The organism is Massilia frigida (assembly GCF_011682175.1).
In the GTDB taxonomy this organism is placed as follows: Bacteria; Pseudomonadota; Gammaproteobacteria; order Burkholderiales; family Burkholderiaceae_D; genus Telluria_A; species Telluria_A frigida.
In genome coordinates this window covers 43,359-65,995 of sequence record NZ_WHJG01000001.1, presented here as the reverse complement: position 1 = coordinate 65,995, position 22,637 = coordinate 43,359, and the positions used below count along the sequence as shown (strand labels likewise).

Annotated in this window: 18 protein-coding genes; 9 read left to right on the top strand and 9 right to left on the bottom strand. The window is 66.2% G+C overall.

All coding sequences use genetic code 11. From position 1 onward, the window contains the following. The first annotated feature begins 2 nt into the window (after positions 1-2). The 8 genes from F2P44_RS00360 to F2P44_RS00325 all read left to right on the top strand — a co-directional run bounded on the left by F2P44_RS00360 (position 3) and on the right by F2P44_RS00325 (position 9,296). Positions 3-1,340 (top strand): TldD/PmbA family protein, encoded by a 1,338-nt coding sequence (locus F2P44_RS00360; protein ID WP_167083996.1) that lies wholly within the window; start codon positions 3-5, stop codon positions 1,338-1,340. A 9-nt stretch (positions 1,341-1,349) separates the two neighbouring features. Further along, positions 1,350-1,970 carry a DUF4159 domain-containing protein gene (locus tag F2P44_RS00355; protein WP_167083994.1) on the top strand — a complete coding sequence of 207 codons (621 nt, stop codon included), beginning with the start codon at positions 1,350-1,352 and terminating at the stop codon, positions 1,968-1,970. 2 nt (positions 1,971-1,972) lie between these two features. Further along, entirely contained in the window at positions 1,973-2,983 is a 1,011-nt protein-coding gene (locus F2P44_RS00350; protein WP_370662612.1) for an AAA family ATPase, read from the top strand. A 7-nt stretch (positions 2,984-2,990) separates the two neighbouring features. Next, complete coding sequence (locus F2P44_RS00345; RefSeq protein ID WP_167083992.1) at positions 2,991-3,878, top strand: DUF58 domain-containing protein; 888 nt, start codon at positions 2,991-2,993, stop codon at positions 3,876-3,878. After that, entirely contained in the window at positions 3,875-4,858 is a 984-nt protein-coding gene (locus F2P44_RS00340; RefSeq protein ID WP_167083990.1) for a BatA domain-containing protein, read from the top strand. Before F2P44_RS00345 ends, F2P44_RS00340 begins: the two co-directional genes overlap by 4 nt. Next, on the top strand, positions 4,842-6,797 hold the full coding sequence (locus tag F2P44_RS00335; protein WP_167083988.1) for a DUF4175 family protein: 1,956 nt from the start codon (positions 4,842-4,844) through the stop codon (positions 6,795-6,797). The genes F2P44_RS00340 and F2P44_RS00335 overlap by 17 nt, the downstream gene beginning before the upstream one ends. Beyond that, on the top strand, positions 6,794-8,323 hold the full coding sequence (locus tag F2P44_RS00330; RefSeq protein ID WP_167083986.1) for a hypothetical protein: 1,530 nt from the start codon (positions 6,794-6,796) through the stop codon (positions 8,321-8,323). Before F2P44_RS00335 ends, F2P44_RS00330 begins: the two co-directional genes overlap by 4 nt. 94 nt (positions 8,324-8,417) lie before the next feature. Next, positions 8,418-9,296, top strand: coding sequence for a DUF817 domain-containing protein (locus F2P44_RS00325; RefSeq protein ID WP_167083984.1), 879 nt, complete (start codon positions 8,418-8,420; stop codon positions 9,294-9,296). Between the two features lie 323 nt (positions 9,297-9,619). Here F2P44_RS00325 and F2P44_RS00320 read toward each other — a convergent pair whose 3' ends face one another. From F2P44_RS00320 to F2P44_RS00285, 8 genes are all read right to left on the bottom strand, one after another. Further along, complete coding sequence (locus F2P44_RS00320; RefSeq protein WP_167083982.1) at positions 9,620-12,097, bottom strand: TonB-dependent receptor plug domain-containing protein; 2,478 nt, start codon at positions 12,095-12,097, stop codon at positions 9,620-9,622. Positions 12,098-12,328: 231 nt separating this feature from the next. Continuing rightward, positions 12,329-13,102 carry a spermine/spermidine synthase domain-containing protein gene (locus F2P44_RS00315; RefSeq protein WP_167083979.1) on the bottom strand — a complete coding sequence of 258 codons (774 nt, stop codon included), beginning with the start codon at positions 13,100-13,102 and terminating at the stop codon, positions 12,329-12,331. Between the two features lie 46 nt (positions 13,103-13,148). Continuing rightward, positions 13,149-14,477 carry a sensor histidine kinase gene (locus F2P44_RS00310; protein ID WP_229423308.1) on the bottom strand — a complete coding sequence of 443 codons (1,329 nt, stop codon included), beginning with the start codon at positions 14,475-14,477 and terminating at the stop codon, positions 13,149-13,151. Between the two features lie 8 nt (positions 14,478-14,485). Then, entirely contained in the window at positions 14,486-15,820 is a 1,335-nt protein-coding gene (locus F2P44_RS00305; protein ID WP_167083975.1) for a sigma-54-dependent transcriptional regulator, read from the bottom strand. Between the two features lie 31 nt (positions 15,821-15,851). Beyond that, a complete protein-coding gene (locus tag F2P44_RS00300) occupies positions 15,852-17,090 on the bottom strand; it encodes an ABC transporter permease (RefSeq protein ID WP_167083973.1) in 1,239 nt (412 codons plus the stop codon). A 7-nt stretch (positions 17,091-17,097) separates the two neighbouring features. Further along, entirely contained in the window at positions 17,098-18,420 is a 1,323-nt protein-coding gene (locus tag F2P44_RS00295; RefSeq protein ID WP_167083971.1) for an ABC transporter permease, read from the bottom strand. 9 nt (positions 18,421-18,429) lie between these two features. Further along, positions 18,430-19,146, bottom strand: coding sequence for an ABC transporter ATP-binding protein (locus tag F2P44_RS00290; RefSeq protein ID WP_167083969.1), 717 nt, complete (start codon positions 19,144-19,146; stop codon positions 18,430-18,432). Positions 19,147-19,178: 32 nt separating this feature from the next. Beyond that, positions 19,179-20,447 (bottom strand): efflux RND transporter periplasmic adaptor subunit, encoded by a 1,269-nt coding sequence (locus F2P44_RS00285; RefSeq protein ID WP_167083967.1) that lies wholly within the window; start codon positions 20,445-20,447, stop codon positions 19,179-19,181. A 231-nt stretch (positions 20,448-20,678) separates the two neighbouring features. Between F2P44_RS00285 and F2P44_RS00280 the strand changes: the two genes are divergently transcribed. Further along, positions 20,679-22,310 (top strand): MutS-related protein, encoded by a 1,632-nt coding sequence (locus F2P44_RS00280; RefSeq protein ID WP_167083965.1) that lies wholly within the window; start codon positions 20,679-20,681, stop codon positions 22,308-22,310. Positions 22,311-22,343: 33 nt separating this feature from the next. On the opposite strand, the gene F2P44_RS00275 is transcribed toward F2P44_RS00280, so the two are convergent. Beyond that, complete coding sequence (locus F2P44_RS00275; protein WP_167083963.1) at positions 22,344-22,613, bottom strand: hypothetical protein; 270 nt, start codon at positions 22,611-22,613, stop codon at positions 22,344-22,346. Positions 22,614-22,637 lie beyond the last annotated feature (24 nt).

The following is a 22,637-nucleotide window of genomic DNA, read 5'->3' as shown; positions in this document are numbered from 1 at the left end:
TAATGAAACAGCTGAACCAGGAAGAAGCAAAACGCATCTGCGACCGCGTGCTCGGATTTTCCAAGGCCGACGAATGCCGCGTGGTGATCAACGGCGCCCGCACCGGCAATATCCGCTATGCGCAGAACAGCGTGTCGACCGCTGGACTGAACGAAAACATGCAGCTGACCGTCAGCGTCGCTTTCGGCAAGCGCCAGGGCACCGCCTCGATCAATGAGTTCGACGACAAGTCGCTCGAAAAAGCCGTGCGCCGCGCCGAAGACGTGGCCCGCCTGGCGCCCGAAAATCCGGAATTCATGGCGGCGGTCGGGAAGCAGCAATACAAGGCGTCGAGCGCTTTTGCCCGCGACACCGCCGCCATCGATCCTGACTTCCGCGCCGACGTGGCCTCGCACAGCATCCTGGCGGGGCGCAAGAACAAGCTGGTGACGGCCGGCTTCTTTGTCGATAACACGGGCTTCGAGACCATCGCCAACTCGAACGGCGTGTTCGGCCACCACGAATTCACCAACGTCAGCTTCACCTGCACCGCGCGCACGGAAGACGGACGCGGTTCGGGCTGGGTGACCCGCTCGGCCAACGACGTGCGCAATTTCGACGCCCGCGAAGCCTCGAACGTGGCCATCGAAAAGGCGCTGCGTTCGGTTGACGCCAAGGCGCTCGAACCTGGCCGCTACACGGTGATCCTGGAGCCGGCCGCCACGTCGGAACTGATCGGGCGCATGTTCGGCGCGTTTGACGCGCGCCGCGCCGACGAAGGCCGCAGCTTCCTGTCGAAAAAAGGCGGCGGCAACCGATTGGGCGAGAAGCTGTTCGACGAGCAGGTCAACATCTGGGCCGACCCGTGGGACAAGGACGTGCCGGTGCGCCCGTGGGACACGGTCTCGATGCTGCCGCGCGAGCGCACCGACATCATCAGGAACGGCAAGATCGTCTCGCTCGATTACTCGCTGTTCTGGGCCAGCAAGCAAAAGGTCAGGGCGAGCGGCCGCCATGGCAATATGATCATGGCGGGGGGCACCAAATCGCTCGACGAAATGATCGCCTCGACCAAGAAGGGCATTGTCGTCACCCGCACCTGGTATATCCGCGAGGTCGATCCGCAATCGCTGCTGCTGACGGGGCTCACGCGCGACGGCACCTTCTACGTCGAAAACGGCAAGATCAAGCATCCGGTCAAGAACTTCCGTTTCAACGAAAGTCCGGTGTCGATGCTTAACAACCTCGATGAACTGGGCAAGCCGCAGATCATCGGCGGCGATGAAGTGAACTTCCAGATGGTGATCCCGCCGATGAAGATCCGCGACTTCAACTTCACGTCGCTGTCGGACGCGGTGTAGGCAAGGCCGATGCGCAGCTACGATTTCTACTTCACGCGCCTGATGTACGAGTCGGGCGACTGGGACGTGGACATCCGCATGCCCAGCAACGTGCTCAATTCGCTGGTGGAGTACACCACGCTGCGCGTCGACCCGGTGGAGCGCGTGATCCCGCTGTCGGATGCGAAGATGCTCGAATCGCCCTTCTGCTACCTGGCGGGGCACAAACTGGTGCAGTTCACGCCCGCCGAGCGCAAGAATTTCGAGCGCTACGTGCGCGGCGGCGGTTTTGTGTTCGTGGACGACTGCAACCACGACATCGATGGCCTGTTCGCCAAGTCCTTCGAGGCGGAACTGGCACGCATTTTCGGCCCCAGGGCGTTGAAAAAGATCCCCAACACGCACCCGGTGTATTCGAGCTTCTTCCAGTTCGACGGCCCGCCCAACACGGGCAATGAGCTCAATGGCTGGGGCGACGACCTGGTTCACGATTACCTCAAGGCGATCGAAATCAATGGGCGCGTGCGGGTGCTGTATTCGAACAAGGACTATGGCTGCGAGTGGGATTACGACTTCCGCAACAAGCGCTGGCTGGTCGTCGACAACACCCGCTTTGCGGTCAATATTATTCAGTATGCTTTGGGAGCCTGATAGTGCAGGAACATGATGCGCAAGCGTGGAACGAAAAAGACATCGCCGATTTGACGGCAAAAATCGGCGCGCTCAAGGCGAGCATGTCGAGCGTGATCGTGGGCCAGGACCAGGTGATCGAGTCGCTCGTCATCTGCCTGCTGGCCGGCGGCCACGCGCTGGTGGAGGGCGTGCCGGGGCTGGGCAAGACCTTGCTGGTCAAGTCGCTGGCCCAGGCCACCGACCTGCAGTTCCGGCGCGTGCAGTTCACGCCCGACCTGATGCCGTCCGATATCGTCGGCACCGAAATCCTGGAAGAAAACCAGACCACCCGCCAGCGCCTGTTCCGCTTCCAGCCTGGCCCGGTGTTCACCCAGGTGCTGCTGACCGACGAAATCAACCGCGCGCCGCCCAAGACCCAGTCCGCCCTGCTCGAAGCGATGCAGGAGCGCGCGGTGACGTTTGGCGGCGTCACCCACGGCTTGCCGAAGCCATTTTTTGTGCTGGCCACGCAGAACCCGATCGAGCAGGCCGGCACCTATCCGCTGCCGGAAGCGCAGCTCGACCGCTTCCTGCTGCGCATCGACGTCGGTTATCCGACCGAAGATGAAGAGATGATGATGGTCTCGCGCACCACCCATGCCGGCCTGGCCGACGCGCCGCAGGTGATGGATGTGGACAGTTTGCTGCGCCTGCAAAAGCTGGTGCGCGACATCGAAATCGGCGAACACCTGCTGCGCTATGCCACGCGCCTGGTGCGCGCCACCCGCCCGCAGGAGACGCATGTCGCCGCCGTCATCAAGCACGTCGGCTGGGGCGCCGGTCCGCGCGCCGGGCAGGCGCTGGTGCTGGCCTCCAAGGCACGCGCGCTGATGCACAAGCGCCTGGCCGTCACGCGCGACGACATCGGCGCGATGCTGCTGCCGGTGCTGGCGCATCGCGTGCTGCGCAACTTCGAGGCCGAGGCCGACGGCGTGGCGATTGCCGACATCCTGCTCGCCCTGCGCGCCGAGATCAAGGCCGACAAGGATTAGCCATCGCATGCTGTCGACGTCCGCGCTGCTCGCGCACACCAATGACCTGAACCTGATCATCCGCCATGTGCTGGCGGGGCTCGGTCACGGCATCCATGCGGGCCGCGAGCGCGGCGCCGGCGTCGAATTTTCCGAGTACCGCGCCTACGCTCCCGGTGACGAATGGCGCCGCGTCGACTGGAAGCTGCTGGCGCGCGCCGACCGTTACTATGTGCGCGAAGCGGAGCGCGACAGCCACGTGGCCGTCTGGCTCTGGCTCGACGCCACCGCATCGATGGCGGAACCGAGCCGCAGCGGTGTGTCGGGGCTCGACAAGCTGTGGTACGCGCGCACCATCCTGGCCTGCATCGCCGCCATCGCCCAGCGCCAGGGCGACGCCTTCGGCCTGGTCATCTGCAGCGGGGAGCGCGTGCAGTTCACCCCCGCCGCGCGCGGGCCACGCCAGATGCAGCGCGTGCTGGCGCAATTGCAGCGCGCGCAAGCCGGCGGTGCCCTGCCAGACAGCGAAACCCTGCGCGCCAGCATGCCGTTCGTGCGCGCACCCAGCCTGGTGTTCGCCGCCAGCGACTTTCTCGACTGGCCGTCCGGCCAGGCCGAGGCGCTGCTGCGCCTGCGCCGCATGCGCCACGACGTGCGTCTGCTTTGCCTGCAAACCCGCGCCGAGTGCGATGCCAGCTTTCCTCCAGAGACCACGTACCGCGATCCCGAAAACGCCGACGGCGTATTCCGCTTCGCGCCCGACACGGTCGGCGTATACCGCAAGAACCGCGACGAACACTTCGCCCGCATGCTGGCGCAGTGCCGCCGCAACGATATCCCGGCGCTGGCCGCGTGCATCGAGCAAGCGCTGCCCGCCGTGCTGCGCGCGTGGCTGCGCCAGGGCGGACGCGCATGAACGCCCTGTGGTGGCTGGGATTGGCCCTGTTGGCGCTGCCGGTGCTGTGGCATCGCCAGCGGCGCCAGCGCATCCGCCAGGAGCCGCTGGCCACGGCGCGCTTCCTGCCGCGCGCCGATCCGCAGCAACTGCGCGAGTGGCGCTGGACCGAGCGCTTGCTGCTGCTGGTACGCTGCCTGCTGATCGTCGCCGTGATTGCGTGGCTGGCCGACCTGGTGCTGCCGTGGCGCCGCGACGCGGTGCTGATACTTGCCGGTACCGACAGCGTCTGGGCCGAGCGCCAGATCAAGCAAGCCGGCATGGTCGACGCCAGCTGGATCGCGGTGCCGGCGGGCGATCCCTTCGCCTGGCTGGCGCGCCACGAGCGCGAATGGCGGCCCGATTCGCGTTTGCTGGTGCTCGGGAACGTGCCGATGCCCGCCATGCCGCCACGCTCGCGCCACCGGATCGAGGTGCGCAGCAAGACGCCGCCGTTCGCAGCCAGCGGGCAGCGCGTGGTCATCGTCAGCAAACGCGCGGCGCAGTGGCGCGCCATGTTCGCCGCGCTCGATGGCCCGCGCCGCTACAAGGTTGACGAAGCACCTGACGGCACGGCCGAACTGGTCGTCTGGGACGTGCCGCAGGCGCCGCCCGCAAGCCTGCGCGCGCCGCTCTGGTGGGCCGCTGACAAGGCCTCCTTCCCGGAACTGAAAAAGCCGGCGCAGGCAGACGGCATCCGTTATGCCGACAGCGCGCGCGGGCGCGTCTGGGCGTCGAACGCGTGGCCGCCGGCAGGCCCGGATGCCGCGCGCCAGCTGTTCGAGAGCTGGCAGCGCCTGCATTACGCGCCCGTGCCTTACACGATGCCTTCGCAACTGATCGCACCCACGTCGTCGGCCACGCCGGGCCAGTCCAGCGGCGCCTTGCGCTATTTGCTGACGCTGATCCTGCTTGGCTTGTTTGCGGTGGAACGGATACTGGCCCATGCAAGCCGACGCTGACATCATCGACCAGTTGCAGTTCGCCGCCACGCGCCGGCGCACGCCGCTGTGGATCGCGGTAATCCTGCCATGGGTGCTGCTGCTGTCGTTCCCCGGCATCGCGCTCTGTAGCGCGTGGGCGGTATGGGATTGCCGGCGCTTGCGCGCGCGCGTGCGGCGCGACTGGAGCAGCTGGATCGATGCCACCGTGCCTGCGCTGGAAGACAGCAGTGCGCTGCTGGCGGGGGCCACCAGCGCCATCGGCCAGCTCCAGCGCCGGCGCCTGCTGGCGCGCATTGCCACCACGCTCACCGACGACGTGCTGGCGGCCATCGCCAGGGAGCGCGTACGCTTCGACGTGCGCTGGCTCGCGGCGAGCGTGTGCGCGGCACTGGCCCTGTTCGCATGGCGCCAGGTGCAGGCCATTCCGCCCACGCCGCGTGAAGTCAAGGCCCTGATTGCGAAGCAGACCAGCGAAATCACCGTGCGCGTGACGCCGCCCAAATACACGGGCGTGGCCATGTCGGTTGGCGTGCCGCGCGAGTTGCTGGTGCCCGAGCATAGCGTTGTCGAATGGTGCCTGCGCGCTCCGCAACCGGTGGACACGCCGATTGAACTGAGCGATGGCCAGTCGCTCGCGATTGGCCGCGCCTGCGCGCGCTGGAATGCGACTGAGTCGGTATTCTGGCGCTGGCGTGGCGCACGCTACAAGCTGCGCGTGATTGCCGACCAGGCGCCCGAGGTCACCATGTCCGCGCCGCGCGAGATGATCCACACGCTTGCGCGCGATGCCGCCAGCACCACCATCACGCTGGCGGTGCGCGACGATTACCAGGTGCGGCGCGCCACCTTGCACCTGACGCTGGCGCGCGGCAGCGGCGAAAACATCCGCTTCAGCGACCGCGAACTGCCGCTACCCGAGTCGAACGATCCGCGCACGCGTACCTGGCACAAGCAATGGACGCTGGCGGAGCTGGGCATGGAGCCGGGCGACGATCTGTATTTTTTTGTGCGCGCGACCGACAATGCCGAGCGAGCGCACACCACCGTCTCGCCCACCTACACCCTGCGCCTGCCCGGGCCGGTGGAAGAGAGCGACGAGTCGTCGGCGCAGCCGATGCTGGTCAAGCCCGAAAACCTGCGCAGCCAGCGCCAGATCATCATCGACACCGAACAGCTGCTGGCCGACGTGAAAGCGGCGCCCGGCATGAACCCGGCCACGGTGCGCTCGCGCAGCGAGGCCATTGCCGACGACCAGGCCCAGTTGCGGCGCCGTTACGGCCAGTTTCTCGGCGAGGAGTCGACCCTGTTCGGCGGCGAGGAGCATCACGACAAGGACGAGAAGCACGACGTGATCGCCGAATTCGGCCACATGCACGACCAGGCCGAAAACGCGACCCTGTTCGACGAGTCGACCAAGAAGGTCCTGCGGCGCGCCCTGAGCGCCATGTGGGACGCCGAAAAGGCCCTGCGCGCGATCACGCCGGCGGCCGCGCTGGCGCCCGAACACAAGGCGCTGGAAGCGATCAAGCAGTTGCAGCAGGCCGACCGCATCTACCTGCACAAGACCGCCTTCGTGCCGCCCGCGCTCAAGGAAGAAATCCGCATGACCGGCGACGTCGTTGGCGCCAAGAGCTACCGCCGCGAACAGGGCGCCCCGGCCGTGCCGATTCCCGGCGAGGTGCGGCGTCTGATCGAAGCGCTCGATGGCGATGGTGCCTTGCCGGCCCTGTGGAGCCGCGACGCGCACGCATGGATTCGCGAACGCATCGCCAACGAAGCACAGCGCCTCGAAGCGCAGCGCGCCGTGCAGGACGTGGCCGATGGCTGCGCCGCCTGCCGCCCGCTCCTGCGCGCCTGGCTGCGCGGCGCCATCACCCAGGCACCGGTACTGTTGCAGGCAAAGGTCGCCCCACAAACCCTCTTCACCCGCGCCTTGCGCAACGGAGCTCACCGATGATCGCTGCCGGCCTGATTTTCCTGATGGGGATCGGCAGCGCCGCCGTCTACCTGTGGCGGCGCCAGTGGGTCGAGGCGCTGCTGATCGTGGTCGCTGCGGTGGCGCTGGGTGTGATTGTCGGCGACTTTCCGATGCCGGCCGGGGCGGCTGGAACGCTGTCGATCGATTCGGAGGCCGAGGCCATCGACCTGAACGAAGCGGCGGCCGTGAGGCTCACCGGCGATGGCCTGAGCGCCGCGCAGTGGCACGACCTGCCGGCGCGGCCGTTGTTGTGGGAGGCGCCTGCGAGTGACGTGCTGCACCTGGATTTTCCGCGCGAACTGGCGCTCGGGCGCATGTTCGCGCTGACTGTGCGCCGCAGCCAGGCGTCCAGCTGGCGCCTGCAACTGCTGGCCGAAAACAAGCAGGTGATCGCCGATATCGCCGGCAACGGCGCGGCGCTGACGGTGCAGTGGCTGCCGCCGGTGGCCGAGACGCTGGTGCTCAGTGCGCGCGTGCTCGATGGCAGCGGCAAGCTGATGGCGCAGGGGCCGGTGCCGTTTTCGGTGTCGGCGCCGGTGCCGCTGCAGGTGATGGGGCGCTTCGGCGCACCGTCGTTCGATGCGCGCGCGCTCAATGACCTGCTGGTCGACAGCCATGCGGCGCTGGACTGGCAGGTCACCCTGGGCAAGACCGTCACGCGCAGTGAAAGCCCGGCGGCTACGCTTACCCAACCCAATCTGCTGGTGGCTGACGCCGCGCACATCGAGCATCTGGGCGACGGCGCGCGCGCGGCCTTGCTGGCCCAGGTTGCTGCGGGCACGCCGCTGGTGATCCTGGCGGCGAACGCGCAGGACAGGCAGGTGTGGGCACGCGCTGTGCAGCTGGAACTGAGGGAACAGGCCGACTCCCGGCCTTCCGGCACGCCGCTGGCGCTGGCGTCGGCGCCGCTCAATCCGGCGCCGGCATCTGGCCCGTGGAGCGCGGCGGGCGACAGGATCTGGACGCGGCCGTGGGAAAAGGGCCGCATCGTCTGGCTTGGCGTCGCCGACTGGCACCGCTACGCGATCAGCGAGCCGCAGGCGCTCGGGCTGTGGTGGCAGGGGGTGCTCGACCGCGCCGGCGTCGAGCGGCCGCAGGACGTTGCCTGGCTCGACCCGCGGGAGATGCCGCTGCCCGGCCGGCGGCTGGAAGTGTGCGCGTTCGGCGTGCAGGGCGAGGTCGCCTTCCCCGAACTCAAACAAACGCTTGCCTGGCAGCGCCGCCCGGACAAGGCCGACGCCTCCTGCGTGGCCGTATGGCCGCGCAAGGCCGGCTGGCTGGCGATGCACACCGGAGGCGCCAAGCCGCAGGCCGGCAAGCTGTATGCGTACGCCAAGGACGACTGGCCGCTGTGGCAACAGGCGCAGCGGCGCGACGCCACCGCGCGGTATGCGGCGCGCACGCCGGTGCCGGCGGCGGCGGGCACCGTGCCAGTGCCGGCATGGCCGTTTGCGCTGCTGTTCACGGCGGCGATGCTGCTGCTGTGGTGGCGCGAGCGGCGCTAGCGCCCGGCCGGTGGGGCGTCGGCTTGGGTTAAGATGCCGTTGCCAGCCTCGCAATCCCGCCTTCACTTTCGTCACCCTGGAGCTCTTTATTCGTATGGCCGCCCATATCCTGTCCCGGCTGTTTTCGTTGCGCCCAAGCGCGGTCGACGCGCAACTGCTGGCATTCCATCCCCGGGCCGGACTTAGCGGCCTGTCCCGCTTTGGGGTGGAGTTTCTCTACTTCGGCATGAAGGAAGCGCGCGCCTGCCTGTTCGTGGGCCTGTTCTTTGCGGCGGTGTTTTCGGTACCGCGCGCGGGCCTGTGGGGCATCCCGCGTTACGACGTGCTGCTGGTCGTCGCGCTTGCCATCCAGGGCTGGATGATGTGGGCCAGGCTGGAGACGCGCGATGAACTCAAGGCGATCACCTTGTTTCACGTGGTCGGCTTTGCGCTGGAAGTGTTCAAGACCTCGGGCAGCATCCAGTCGTGGTCCTACCCGGACCCTGCGTACACGAAGCTGTTCGGCGTGCCGCTGTTTGTGGGATTCATGTATGCGGCCGTCGGCAGCTACATCATCCAGGCATGGCGTTTGTTCGATTTGCGGGTGATCCATCACCCGCCGCACTGGATGGGCGTGGTGATCGCGCTCCTCATCTACGTCAATTTTTTCACGCACCACTACATCGGCGACTATCGCTGGAACGTGGCGGCGTGCGCGCTCGGGCTGTATGCCAGGTCGACCGTCATCTTTCGGCCGCTCGACGTCGAGCGCCGCATGCCCTTGCTGCTGGCCTTTGTGCTGATCGGGTTTTTCATCTGGCTGGCCGAAAACATCAGCACCTTTTTCGGCATCTGGAAGTACCCCAACCAGCTGGGCGCGTGGTCGATGGTGCATGTCGGGAAGTGGAGTTCGTGGTCTTTGCTGGTCGTGATGATCTTCACGATGATCGTCAACCTCAAGCACATCAAGGTGCGGATTCACGTGCCGGCATAGGCGAACGTGAGTCAGCCGATGTTCGCACTTCGAGCGCTCTGATGCACTCAGCGCGGTGCGCCGCGAATCTCGCTTCCAGCTCGTCGTGGGAAGTTCCCTTGCGCGCGCGCACGGAGTGACGTGCGGCTTCGACCTTCGCAAGCAAAAAATTGTCCCATGGCTGTTCCACAATGCCGGCCGTAAGAAGGACTTCCTTGCGCATGGGGTGTCTCGCTACATAAATGGGAGTGCATAAATTTTATGCACTGGGCGTCACTTTGGCCAGGCGAATAAAAAAAGCCACGCCGTCGCCGGCGTGGCCTCGTCATGCGACGTTGAAAAGCTTAGAAAGCCCAGTCAAGCTTCGCGTACATCTGGCGGCCGTTGATGCCGATCGGGCAGGTTTCCCAGCAATGGGTGAAGCCCAGTTGCGGGAACGGTGCGGCCTTGGTCTTGTCCCACTCGGTCGGGTAGGTGTCGAACAGGTTGTTCACGCCGATCGATGCGCTGATCTTCTTGGTGAAGGCATAGCGCAGCGACATGTCGACCAGCCACTTCGCTTCCCAGGTCTGGATGTACGGGGCGGTAAAGCCCTGGCCCTGCACGGCGCCGTAGTAGTTGGCGCGGGTGTTCACGTTCCATGGGCCGGTGGTGTAGTCGGCCGCGAGCACGTGCTTCTTGCGCGGCTGGCCGCGCTCGATCAGGGTCACTTGCGCGTCGTCGAACAACTGGGCGCCGGTCAGCACGGGCGACTGCGATTTGCGGGCCTTGACTTCGGTCTTGCTGAAGCTCATCTGGCCGGACAATACCAGGGTCGAGCCGCTCCACTTGGTGGTGTGCTCGGCCACCATGTCCAGGCCATCCGTGGTGGTGTCGATCGCATTGGTGAAGAACTGGGCCTGGCCGACCTTGAGCGGATCGAGGATCGACTTGATCGGGCACTTGGACGCCGGCACGCAGGCGCCCGATTCCGGTGCGATATTGCTCGAGAAGACGATGCGGTCGTCGATGTCGATGCGGTACAAGTCGGCGGTCACCGAGAAGTTGGGCATCGGGCGCACGATCATGCCGATGCTGGCGCTCTTCGAGGTCTCTTCCTTGAGCGGGGAGATGCCGAAGGCACGCGTGACCGGGCTGCCTTCGCGCGCGGTCAGCGTTTCGGTCAGCACGCCGGCCGAATTGAGGTTGGTCGACACGGAGCTGTAGAACTTCTGCTGCACGCTCGGTGCGCGGAAACCGGTCGACACGCTGCCGCGCATGCCGAACTGGCGCGACGGATCGTAGCGCATGCTCAATTTGCCGGTGGTGGTGTTGCCGAAGTCAGAGTACTTTTCAAAGCGCACCGCGGCGGCGACCAGCAGCTTCTCGGTGATGTTGTGTTCCGCATCGAGATACATGGCGATGTTGTGACGGCCCTGGTCAACTTCGGTGCCCGGGGTGTAGCCAGGGAAGCCTTGCGCGCCGGAGGCCGCGATGCCGCCGACCTGGTCGAAGATCTTGATGGCCGGGTTGTTGGTGCGGCCGTACTGGTACGACACCGGGTCGCCCGCTTCGATGGCGTAGTTGTCGCTGCGGTACTCAAAGCCGGTCGCCAGCTGCACGGTGCGGTCGCCAAACTTGATCGGGCCGCGAATGTCGGCGTTGAAGGTGGTCTGGTTGAATTTCAGCTTGCCGGTATCGGCTTCCAGCGGCGATTCGGCATAGATGCCGCCACCCGGTTTCGGCTCGTACCAGTAGCTGACGTTGATCGAATTGCGTTCATGGAAACCGAGTTCGCTGCGGCCGTGGTTCACGCTCACGTCGAACTTCCAGTCGTTGGCCAGCTCGCGCTTGTAGCCGACCGCGAACGAGACGTCTTTCACCGTCGTCAGGATGTTCGGCAGATAGCCGTTCGGGTACACGGCAGGCACGGTGCGGCCGTCGCCCGGCGAGCGGAAAAAGCCCGCCGAATCGCCGGTACGCTTGGAGATGCCGCCGAAGGAGTAGATTTCGCTGCTGTCGTCGATCGGCAGCGCCGCATTCCACCACAGGTAGGCATCTTTCGCCAGGCTGTCGCCGATGCGCTGGGTCACGCGCGGCGGGTCGACCCGCGCGGTGTCGGGGCCGGCGCGGTTGGTTTCGTTGCGGCGGCGGCCTTCGACCGACAGGTTCAGGTAACCGTTTTCACCCAGCTTGAAACCCTTGTTGGCGCTGCCGGAGATCAGGTCGCCGTCGCCTTCGGAGGTGGTGCCGACGCTGCTGCTCAATTGGGTTTCGTTGGTCTGGGTCTTGAGGACGATGTTGATCACGCCGGCGATCGCGTCGGAGCCGTATTGGGCGGCCGCGCCATCGCGCAGCACTTCGATGTGGTGGATGGCCGACAGCGGAATGGCGTTGATGTCGGTACCGGCCGAGCCGCGTCCGACGGTTTGCTGCACATTGACCAGCGCCTGCTGGTGGCGGCGCTTGCCGTTCACGAGCACCAGCAGCTGGTCGGGGCCGAGGCCGCGCAGGGTCGCAGGGCGGATGATGTCGGTGCCGTCGCTGATGAACGTCGACGAGAAGTTGAACGATGGGTCCAGCGTTTGCAGCAGCTTGCCCAGTTCCAGCGGACCGGCGGTCTGCATGTCCTTGATGTTGATCAGGCCAACCGGCGCGGCGGTATCGAGCGAGGTCTTGGCGGTCGAGCGTGAACCGAGGATCACGACGGAAGCGGGGGTGTCCTCGCCACTGCGGGCGGCGGGGGCGGTACCTTGCTGCGCGTAGGTGCTATTGAGCGCGAGCAGGAGGGCCGATGCGAGCAAGGTGCGTTTGAGGTGAGGGCTGCCTGGGTAATTCGTCATGTAGATGTCTCGTTTCTTTTCATTTTTCGGGAATTCACTGGACCCACCCTCGTGGGGCCAGCCAATGTGAAACGATACTACCTGACGAGTTTTGGGACGCGCAACGAGTCATGACAGAGTGTTGTAAATCCGTGCAATGGCAGCAATATTGCGTGCTTCGATTCATAAAACGCTGTAATCTCGACTACGTACCCCGCGCGCGCGCATCACTTATGCGCAGCCGTTATATGCTTATTCCTGTTGGTCCTGCATCCAGCCCTTCAAACCCGCCACCCAGTTCTTGGCGGGCAGGTTCATGCTCTTCTTGATGGCCCCCGCGCGCTCGTACAACACACTGAAATCAATGGACGGCGCGCGCTTGAACGCCACCACGACGATGTTCGCGTCATGCACTTCGGGCAGCCACACCACGGCGTCGAACACCAGCTCCATGTTTTGCAGGTTCTTGTCGTAGTTCGAAAAGTCGCCAAATACATTGGTGGTCATGATGCCGTCCTCGGACAGGCAATCCATGCAGGCCTGGTAGAACTCGGGCGAGTCGAGCACCGGCCCGCGCGCCTCCTCGTCGTACAGGTCCACCTGGAGCACGTCGACCGTGCCGTGGTTGGCCGCATCGAGCACGAAATCCATCGCATCCATCTGGCGCACGTCGAGGCGCGCATCGTTCGGCGCCAGGCCGAAATGCGCGTGGCAGATGTCGATCACGTTGGGATTGAGTTCGGCCACCGTCACGCGCGCGGACGGAAAGCGCTGGTAACTGAATTTGGTCAGCGCCGCGCTGCCCAGGCCCAGTTGGACGATGTGCTTCGGATGCTCGAGGAAGAGCATCCACATCATCATCATCTGCACGTATTCGAGCTCGATATTGTCCGGCTTGGCCAGGCGCATGGCGCCCTGCACCCACGAGGTGCCCAGGTGCAGGAAGCGCACGCCCTTGAATTCGGTGATGGTGGCCGGCGGGTGGCCGGGTGCGTCGAAGCGGGTGGAAGCAGGGGTGTCGGACATCGCTGGCGGGGAAGAAAATGGAAGCCGATCTTACCATTGCTGCCGCTTAGGCCGGCAGGATCAGGGTGACCGTCAGGCCGCCGCCGTCGCGGTTGCCGAGCGTGATGCGCCCGCCGTGCGCTTCGGCGATTTCGCGCGCCAGCGCCAGTCCCAGGCCGGTGCCACTGCGCTTGGTGGAGTAGAACGGCACCAGCGCATTGGTCAGCACGGCGTCGTTCATGCCCTGGCCGCGGTCCATCACCTCGATCCGCAGCACGCCCGGCGCCAGGCGCACTTGCAGCGTCACGTCGGCGGCCGGCGAGCCCGATTCGTGGGCATTCTTGAGCAGGTTGAGCAAAGCCTGTTCCATCTGGCCCGGGTCGAACCTGGCTGGCTCCGGCGGCAGCGTCCCGGCCACCGTCACGGCCACCTGCGAGGCCAGCTGGCTGACAAAGGCGGGCCACGGGCACTCTTCGACGCGCGGCGACGGCAGCTTGGCGAAGCGCGCGTAGCCGAGGATGAAGCTTTCCAGGTGGCGCGTGCGCTCTTCGATGGTTTCCAGGATTTGCGGCAGGCGCCCGGTCTGGCCGCGCCGCACCAGCTCCGCGCCGGAATGGGCCAGGGAGGTCAGGGGCGCCAGCGAATTATTCAGTTCGTGGCTGATCACGCGGATGACCTTTTTCCAGGTCTGCACTTCCTGGCGCCGCAGTTCGTGGGTCAGCTGGCGCAGCAGCAGCAGTTCGTGCTTGCGGCCATTGAGGCTGAAGCTGCGCCGCGCCAGGTGATATACCTCTTCATCTTCGCCGTCGCCGGCCGTGAACAGGCCGTCGCCGCCGCGCGCCAGCGCATCGACCAGCGCGGGCGAGGCCTGGCTGAGGATCTCGGACAGGCGATGGCCTTCGAGCTTGCGGCCGTCGCCCAGCATCTGGCGCGCCGACAGGTTGGCGTACACGATCGCTCCCGTGTTCCCCGCGCCTTCACTGACGAGCAGCATGGCCACCGGGGTGTTCTGGACCATGGTATCGAGCAGCAGTTCGCGCTGCACCAGCGCCAGGCGCTGTTCGCGCAGCACATTGCCGAGCGCGTTGTGGGCCGCCACCAGGTCGGCCAGTTCGTCGTTCTGGGGCCAGTGCAGGCTGAACGAAAAGTCGCCATCCTTGTAGCTGGTGACGGTGCCTTCGAGCGCGCGAAACAGCGACAGGATCGGGGCGATCTGGGCGCGCATGGTAATGACCGCGATCGGCACCACGCATGCCAGCGACAAGGCGAGCACCAGTAGCGCACGCCCCGGCAGAAGGTGGTCCAATCCCAGCGCGATGAGGATGCCCAGGGCCAGCAGGGTGCCCACCAGGGCGGTCCAGCGCGTGACGAGGGACAGGCGCAGCGAGGTATGCATGCGCATTCCTAGCGCGCGATCCCGAGGCGTTCCATGCGCCGGTACAGCGCCTGGCGCGACAGCCCCAGGTCGGCCGCCGCCTGCGCCACCACGCCGTTGGCACGCGTCATGGCACCGACAATGGCGTCGCGGTCCGGCTCTACCTCGATGCCAGCGCTTACCGCCAGCGTCAGCGGCAGGCCAAGATCGGTGGCCTTGATGACGTCTCCGGCCGCCAGCAGGCTGGCGCGCGCCATCACGTTTTTGAGTTCGCGCACATTACCCGGCCAGGCGTGCGCCAGCAGCGCGGCCTGGGCGCAGTGGTGCAGGCTCTTGCCGCGCGCGAGAAAAGCGGCCGCCAGCGGCAAAATGTCGGCCGTGCGCGCCGCCAGGGGCGGCAGGCGCAGTTCGATCACGTTGAGGCGGTAGAACAGGTCTTCGCGGAAGGTGCCGGCGCGGATCATCGCGCCCAGGTCGGCGTTGGTGGCGCTGATTACGCGCACTTTCACCTGCCGTTCGCGGTTCGAGCCCAGGCGCTCGAAGCGCCCCGTTTCGAGTACGCGCAAGAGCTTCATCTGGCCGGCCAGCGGCAGGTTGCCGATTTCATCCAAAAACAGGGTACCGCCATCGGCCGCTTCGAACTTGCCTTCACGCGCGCGCGAAGCGCCAGTGTAGGCGCCCGCTTCGGCGCCGAACAGTTCGGCCTCGATCAATTCGGCCGGCAGGGCGCCGCAATTGAGCACCACGAACGGCCCGCGCGCCACCAGCGAGTTGGCCTGGATGATCTCGGCGATGCGTTCCTTGCCGGTGCCATTCGGGCCGCTGATCAGCACCGGCACGTCGGACCGCGCCACCTGGCAGGCCAGGTGCAGGATGCGTTCCGTGGCCGCGTCCTGCCATACCATGCCGCGCAAATCGAAACCCTGTTCCAGGTCGCGCCGGGCGCGCCGTTCGTGCTGCACGCGCTGCTGCAAGGAGCGGTTGGCCTGACCCAGTTCGATCAGGTTGGTCACCGTCGCAATCAGGCGGTTGTCGTTCCATGGCTTGGACAGGTAGTCGGCCGCGCCCGACTTGACCAGGTCGACCGCCGCGTCCAGATGGGTCCAGGCGGTCAGCAGGATCACCGGCAGGTCGGGGTGGCGCTTGCGGATTTCGCGGAACAGCGCCGTGCCTTCCTCGCCCGAGGTGGTGTCGGCGGAAAAGTTCATGTCCTGGATGACCAGGTCCACGCTGGTACGGTCCAGGATGGCCAGGCCTTCTTCGGGCGAGGTGGCGCGCAGCGCACCGATGTCGTGCAGCGAAAACAGGACATCGAGGGCGATGGCGACGGCGGCGTTGTCGTCAATGATCAATACAGTAGGCATGGCCGCTAGCATACCATCGGAACGTACGCCGTCAGGCACTGCGGGTCGCCGTGGCCGGGGAAATGGAGGCGGCGCGGTACGCCGGTCCGGCCACCGCGGCCACGCCCAGCGCCCAGAACACGCCGGCGCCCACCACCAGGTAGGCGATCGGCAGGCGGGCCATGTCCAGCTGGCTGACCAGCAGCTGGTTCAGCGCCACCGACGCCAGCACGCCGCATAGCACGCCGACGCTGGTGATCATGAAGTTCTCGGTGATGAAGTAGCGCAGGATGTCGATGCGGCGCGCCCCCAGCGCGCGCCGCACGCCGATCTGCTTGCGGCGCTGGGTGACCCACAGGCTGGCCATGCCGACGATGCCGCTGGCGGTAATGAGCAGCAGCAGCACGCTGACTGCGATCAGCATCCACGACAGCGCCACGTCGGCCCGGTAGCGCTCCTTGCGGTCCTCGGCCACCGTCTTCATCTTGATGATGGCGCGGCCGCCGCTGTTGGCGCGCAGCGCGGCCTCGGCCTCCTTCATGACCCGCTCCAGCTGCCCCGGCTCGGTGCGCACGGTGTACATGATGGACGCGAACGACTGGCGGATCGGGGCGATCAGGGCAAAGCCGCCGCGCGTGGCCACCTCTGCGTTTTGCGACTGCAGCGCGTCGACGACGCCGACCACGGTAGCCGCATTGGCATCGTCGCCGTTACCGAAATACAGCGTCTTGCCGACCGCCTGGCTGGCGCCCGGCCACAGCTTGCCGGCCAGCGCCCTGGTGATCACGACCGACTTGGGGAACAGGTCGTCGGGCGAGGTCTTGCCGTCGATCTCGACGACGTCGGCGGGCGCCAGGTCGCGCCCTTCCACCAGCGTCAGGCCCCAGGTCTTGACCAGCGAATCGCCGGAGTAGTACATGGAGGTGGGGGAGCTGTCGTTGCCGGCCGTGCGCGAGGCGGTCAGGCCGGTGGTCCAGCCGGATTGCGACATCGGCGCCTGGTTGGCAAAGGCCGTCGACAGCACGCCGCCGATGGCGCGCAGGGCCCGCGTTTCGGCCTGCTGGCGCGCCAGCTGTTCCTGGTGACTGCCTTCTACCAGGTGGCGCACCTTGATGTGGACCACGTTGGCCTCGTCGGCGATGCCGCTCGGGCGCGCGGCCACGGCCTGGCGCACGTTGACGATGTGGAGCGCGTTGGTCAGGATCGCCAGGCTGATCGCCACTTGCAGCGCCACCAGGATGGCGCCGGTTTTGCTGCGCAACAGCGCCGACAGGATGGGACGGATTTCCATGATTACCTCACTGCGATTTAAGTTGAATGGCGGGCGTGACCTGGCAGGCGCGCCAGGTCGGCAGCAGGCCGGCCAGCATGGCGGCGCCCAGCGACATCAGGAACGTCAGGCCGAGCATCTGCCAGTCCATGTGGGCGACGATCTGCAACTGCTTCGATTGCATGCCGATCAGGGCCAACGCGCCGAAGGCCAGCCCCAGTCCCAGCATGCCGCCGGCCAGGCCGATCACCGCGGTCTCGGTCAGGAACTGGCGGAAGATCTCCTTGCGCGAGGCGCCCAGCGCGCGCCGGATGCCGACCTCGGAGGCGCGCACCGAGAATTTGGCCAGCAGCAGGCCGATGGTGTTGACCAGGCAAAGCAGCAGGAAGCCGAACGCCAGCCAGGCCGACAGGCGGCTGTCGTTGGCCACCACCTTGCGAAATTCGAGCCACTGCATGACGTCGAACAGCTGGTTTGGCTGCTTGCGTTTCAGGCGCCCCAGCTTGCGCTGGTCGGCCGCGTAGTTGTCCAGGTAATCCTGCAGCCCGGCGCGCCCGGCGCCGGTCTTGGTCTCGAAAAAGAACTGCAGCCAGGTGCATTCCGAATCGAGGAAGCCTTGCCAGCCCGGTTCGGCGCGCCCGCGGCAACTGAGGGTGCCTTCCGGGTTCGATTCGTGCCGGATCGCGGTGGCGAAAGGCAGCATCATTTCATCCTCCACGCCGAAGGCGCCGCTGCCGCCGCCGCCGATCAGCTTATAGAACTTCGGTACCGGCACCCACGGCTTGAGCACGCCCACCACCTGGAACTGGGCGTCCATCAGGCGAATGCGCTTGCCGACCGGGTCGACCGCGCCGAACAGCTTCTCGGCCAGCGCCTGGCTCAGGACCACGACGTCGGCGCCGGCCTTGTCGTCGGCCTCGCTCCACGGCTGCCCGTACCGGAACGGCACGTCCATCATCGCGAAAAAGTCGCGCGTCAGGGCCATGCCCTTGACCGACATCACGGCCAGGTCCTTGCGCTCCGGTTCGAGCGGCGCGGAGACGCCGTACAGCACCGTGCGCCGTTCGCCCTGGCCGCTCTTGAGGAAATTGGTGGCGTCGATGTAGGTCGATTGCGGATCGCCGTGGTCTTCGTCCTGCGGATTGAAGTTTTCGAGCGGGCCGTTGTCGATTCTCGGGACGAACAGGCGCTCGCTCTTGTGCGGAATGGGATTGCTCGACATGACGTGCAGGATGGTCAGGGTGGCGACGCTGGCCGCCACGCCGATGGCCAGGGTCAGCACCATCAGCGCGGTGAGGGCCGGGTTGCGGCGCAGGCTGCGCACGCCCAGCAGGAAATAGTACGAAAACATGGATTCTCCTTATGCGACCTGGCTTGATACCCGGGCGCCGGCCAGGACGGCCGGCTTGCGCACCAGGTCCGACACCTGGCCGTCGATGATGTGCACATTGCGCTGCGAACGCACCGCCAGTTCCGGGTCGTGGGTGACCATCAGGATGGTGGTGCCCTGGGCGTTGATCTCTTCGAGCAGTTCCATCACGCCACGCGCCATCTGGGTATCGAGGTTGCCGGTCGGTTCATCGGCCAGCAGCAGCTTGGGCGAGCCGGCCAGCGCGCGCGCGATCGCCACGCGCTGCTGCTGCCCGCCCGACAGTTCGGCCGGATAGTGCTTCATGCGCGAGGCCAGGCCGACCTTGGACAGCGCGTCTTCGATGCGTTCCTTGCGTTCGGCGGCGTTAAAGCCCCGGTAGCGCAACGGCACGTCCACGTTGTCGAACAGGGACAGGTCGGCAATCAGGTTGAAGCCCTGGAAGATGAAGCCGAGCTTCTCGTTGCGCAGGCGCGAGCGGGCGTTGTCGTCCATGCCCTTCACATTCACGCCGTCGAGCACATATTCGCCATCGGTGAATTCTTCGAGCAGGCCGGCGATGTTCAGGAAACTGGTCTTGCCCGAGCCGGAAGGGCCGGTGACGGTGACGAATTCGCCCTGGTTGACCTGGATCTCGAAACCGCGCAGTGCGTGCGTTTCGATCATGTGGGTGCGGTACACCTTGCTCAGATTGGTCATGCGCAGCATGGATGGTCCTTTCGTTGGAAATCAATGATTGATCAGTTGTGAATCGAGACGCGCGCTGCGTTGGCGAAGCTGTCGGTGCCGGCGATGACGACCTTGTCGCCGGGTTTCAGGCCCGACAAGATCTCGACCGACGACACGCTGGTCGCGCCCAGCTTGATCGGGGTGCGCACGGCCACGCCGCCTTGCATGACGTAGGCGAAGCGGCCCCCTTCGTTTTCGACGAAGGGGCCGCGCGGCAGCAGGATGACGTCGCGCTTTTCTTCGATCAGCAGGCGCGCGCTGACGCGCTGGCTCTGGCGCAGGCCCTTGGGCTGGGCGCCGTCGAAGCGCACCCGTGCCAGCACCTGGTTCTTGACCACCTCCGGCGAGAGGGCCGACAGCTTGCCGCTGGCGGTGGCGTTGCCGAGCGCGATCTCGGCGCTCATGCCCAGGCCCATGTCGTCGACATAGGTTTCCGGGACTTCGAGTTCGACTTCGAGGCGCGACAGGTCGACCAGCGTCATGAGGGCGGCATTGGCCGCCACCACGCTGCGGTTTTGCACCGACAGCGTGCCGATGAAGCCATCGACCGGCGCGCGCACGCTCAATTCGTCCACGCGGCGCTGGGCGTTGGCCATCGACAGGCGCTGGCGATCGAGTTCGGCCACCTTGGTTTGCAGCGCCAGGCCGACGTCGTCGCCTTCCAGCGTGGCCGCCTGGGATGCGTGGCGCGCGCGGATGCCGGCCGAATTGAGCGCGTCCTTGGCTTTTTGATAGTCGATCTTGGCGATGATGCCTTCCTGGGCCACGCTGTCGTAGCGCTCCAGCGTGCGCTGGGCCGACAGGCGGTCAATCTCGGCGGTGTCGGCTTCGCGCTGGGCCAGCAGCTTTTGTTTCTTGGCCAGGATGCGCTGGCGCGCCACTTCCGCTTCGAGCTGCTGGTAGCTCGATTGCTCGCGTTTGAGCGCGTCCGACAGGTCGGGCGATTCGAGCAGCGCCAGGACCTGGCCTTTTGTCACCGTGTCGCCGGCGGCCACCTTGAGCGTGACCGTGGCCGGCGCGCTGGCGTACAGGGTGGGACTGACGGCGGCCACCACGCGGCCATTGACGGAGGCGTCGCGCACCAGCGTGCCGCGCGTGACTTCGGCCACGCGCAGGCGCGCCGCGCTGACCGCATGCTCGCTGCCGCTCCAGGCGGACAGCAGCAGCGCGGCGCCGCCCAGCGCGCCCAGTGCCAGCACCGCGGCCACGATGCGGCGCTTTGCCTTGTGCGCGGGCGCTGCGCTGATGGTGGCGTCCTGGGAAGAGGTATCTCGGATCATGGGTTTGTCTGAACAGTCAATAGCAATAGTAATAGCAAAAGCAAAGCAGGAAGCGTGCCAATAGCTAAGTGGCTGATTTATATGGAATTCGTCAATGCGGCGGGGCTGTCCGCGCCGTCCGGACGGTCTGTATGGACAGTGCGCGGACAGGGTGGACTTGCATTTTGTCAATTAATCCACATCTGGCAGGCTGGCTGCGCGATCCGCGCGGCCGCAGCCCAGAAAGGCAGTATGTCCGCGTTCGTATCGAAGTTGTCCGCCGTGTGGACGCAAGTGGTGACCAGTGTGCGCGCGTTCCTGATCATTCCCGGCCGGGAGCCGGTCGATTACGGTTTCGTGGCGAGCGACGTGGCGCAGCTGCACCGGCTGTGCGCCGATCCGGCGCGCGGCGCGCTCGATGACGCCACCTGGAAGGACCTGCTGCTCGATACCTACCGCGCGCAGTTATCAAAAGAAGTGAGCATCTTCGGCCAGCAGGTGCTGTACCGGCGCCTGCGCGAGGGGTTGGGCGACGACGCCTGCGCCGCCGTGGGCGAACGGGTGCGCGAGCTGATGCGCGATCCGGAGCGCCTGGCCGCGCTGCACCGCGACTGCACCTCGCTGCGCCATGCGGACAAGGAAATCGCCACCTTGCTGTTCGAGGATGCCGCGCCGCCAGCGCCCTGGTGGGTCGGCAAAACCTGGCCGCTGCCGCTCCTGCTGCTGGCGTCGATCGGCGCCGTGATCGTGACGCCGGCCGCATGGCTGGCCACCGGCGTGGTCGCGTACATATTAATGAGCACCCAGATGCGCTATCACGAACGGGTGGACGAGTGGGATCTGTCGATGAACGCGCTGCAGATGGTGCTGCGTGTGTCGAGCATCCTGGGAGCGAGCAAGGATGCCTTGCTGCTGCCGTTCGCCGGTGCGGGCGCGGCGGCGGGCAAGCTCAATCGCCAGCTGTCGCGCGCGCCGATGGTGGAGATGACGCCGGGCGCGCGCACCTATCTGGACTGGTTCATGCTCGACAACGTGAACCACTACTTCAAGGGCGTGCGGCTGGTGCACGGCAACCTGGACTTCCTGCGCGCGTGCTTTGCGCGGGTGGGCGAGCTGGAAGCCGATATTGCGCTGGCGCGCCATCTGCTCGATGCCCCCGCGCTGTGCTGGGCCGGGCGCCATGCGCACAATACGCTGGCGCTGGAAGGCACCGTGCATCCGCTGCTGCCGCAGGCGCAGGCGCTGTCGGTCAGGATCGATGGCGGCGGCGCCTTCATCTCGGGCCAGAACGGGATCGGCAAGAGCACCTTGCTGCGCACCGTGGGCGTGAACCTGGTGACGGCGCGCGCGTTCGGCTTTTGCTACGCGCGGCGCGCCAGCGTGCCGGACCTGCCGGTCTACACCAGCATGCAGAGCGAGGATTCGCTGCTGAGCGGCGAGAGCCTGTACATGGCCGAACTGCGGCGCGCGCAGGAGTTGCTGGCGGCGGCCGACGGGCCGCATCCCGGCATCTGCATCATCGACGAGATTTTCCGGGGCACCAATCACCTCGAATCGGTGTCGGCCGCGGCCTCGGTGCTCGATGTACTGGCGGCCAATGGGCTGGTGATGGTCTCGTCGCACAACCTGGTGCTGGCGTCCTTGCTGGCGCACCGGCTCGCGCCCCTGTGCGTGCGCCTGGACGGCGCTGGCCGGCTGGTGCTGGAAGCGGGCGTGCTGGCGCATACCAACGGCATCGCCCTGCTGGCGCAGCGCGGCTTCGGCCCGGCCATCGAAGCGCGCGCGGGCAGGGTGTTCGACTGGCTCAATGGCTACCTGGCGCATCCGGGCGATTGCGACGGGGTGCTGGCGGGCGACGCCGCGAGGGAAGCAGTGCCGGCTTAGCGCACGTTGACGAAGCCGGCACGCGGGCCAGGGTTAAGGGCCGCGCTTGCGCAGCGAGTGCCAGGTTCCCACGGCCAGCGCCGCCGCCACGATCAGCAGCGCGCAGATGTTCGCGGCCGAGCCCCGGCCTTCCAGGATCGCCTTGATCCACAGGTAGGGACCCATGGGCGAGAGCAGCATGAAGATGCTGCCCGGGACATGGGCGTGCGGCGGCTCGAGGACCAGCCACAATTGGGTGGCGATAAAGGTCGCGGCGAGATACCACAACAGCAGCTTGAATCCGGTTTCGATATGGTTACTCATGTTGTCCTTGAGGGCGGTGATGGC

Excerpts from the sequence above, each read along its gene's own strand:
- F2P44_RS00310 (WP_229423308.1), bottom strand. The coding sequence starts at position 14,477 with ATGCATACCTCGCTGCGCCTGTCCCTCGTCACGCGCTGGACCGCCCTG.
- F2P44_RS00335 (WP_167083988.1), top strand. The coding sequence starts at position 4,842 with ATGCAAGCCGACGCTGACATCATCGACCAGTTGCAGTTCGCCGCCACG.
- F2P44_RS00280 (WP_167083965.1), top strand. The coding sequence starts at position 20,679 with ATGTCCGCGTTCGTATCGAAGTTGTCCGCCGTGTGGACGCAAGTGGTG.
- F2P44_RS00325 (WP_167083984.1), top strand. The coding sequence starts at position 8,418 with ATGGCCGCCCATATCCTGTCCCGGCTGTTTTCGTTGCGCCCAAGCGCG.
- F2P44_RS00315 (WP_167083979.1), bottom strand. The coding sequence starts at position 13,102 with ATGTCCGACACCCCTGCTTCCACCCGCTTCGACGCACCCGGCCACCCG.
- F2P44_RS00275 (WP_167083963.1), bottom strand. The coding sequence starts at position 22,613 with ATGAGTAACCATATCGAAACCGGATTCAAGCTGCTGTTGTGGTATCTC.
- F2P44_RS00300 (WP_167083973.1), bottom strand. The coding sequence starts at position 17,090 with ATGGAAATCCGTCCCATCCTGTCGGCGCTGTTGCGCAGCAAAACCGGC.
- F2P44_RS00320 (WP_167083982.1), bottom strand. The coding sequence starts at position 12,097 with ATGACGAATTACCCAGGCAGCCCTCACCTCAAACGCACCTTGCTCGCA.
- F2P44_RS00330 (WP_167083986.1), top strand. The coding sequence starts at position 6,794 with ATGATCGCTGCCGGCCTGATTTTCCTGATGGGGATCGGCAGCGCCGCC.
- F2P44_RS00305 (WP_167083975.1), bottom strand. The coding sequence starts at position 15,820 with ATGCCTACTGTATTGATCATTGACGACAACGCCGCCGTCGCCATCGCC.
- F2P44_RS00285 (WP_167083967.1), bottom strand. The coding sequence starts at position 20,447 with ATGATCCGAGATACCTCTTCCCAGGACGCCACCATCAGCGCAGCGCCC.
- F2P44_RS00345 (WP_167083992.1), top strand. The coding sequence starts at position 2,991 with ATGCTGTCGACGTCCGCGCTGCTCGCGCACACCAATGACCTGAACCTG.
- F2P44_RS00290 (WP_167083969.1), bottom strand. The coding sequence starts at position 19,146 with ATGCTGCGCATGACCAATCTGAGCAAGGTGTACCGCACCCACATGATC.
- F2P44_RS00360 (WP_167083996.1), top strand. The coding sequence starts at position 3 with ATGAAACAGCTGAACCAGGAAGAAGCAAAACGCATCTGCGACCGCGTG.
- F2P44_RS00295 (WP_167083971.1), bottom strand. The coding sequence starts at position 18,420 with ATGTTTTCGTACTATTTCCTGCTGGGCGTGCGCAGCCTGCGCCGCAAC.
- F2P44_RS00355 (WP_167083994.1), top strand. The coding sequence starts at position 1,350 with ATGCGCAGCTACGATTTCTACTTCACGCGCCTGATGTACGAGTCGGGC.
- F2P44_RS00340 (WP_167083990.1), top strand. The coding sequence starts at position 3,875 with ATGAACGCCCTGTGGTGGCTGGGATTGGCCCTGTTGGCGCTGCCGGTG.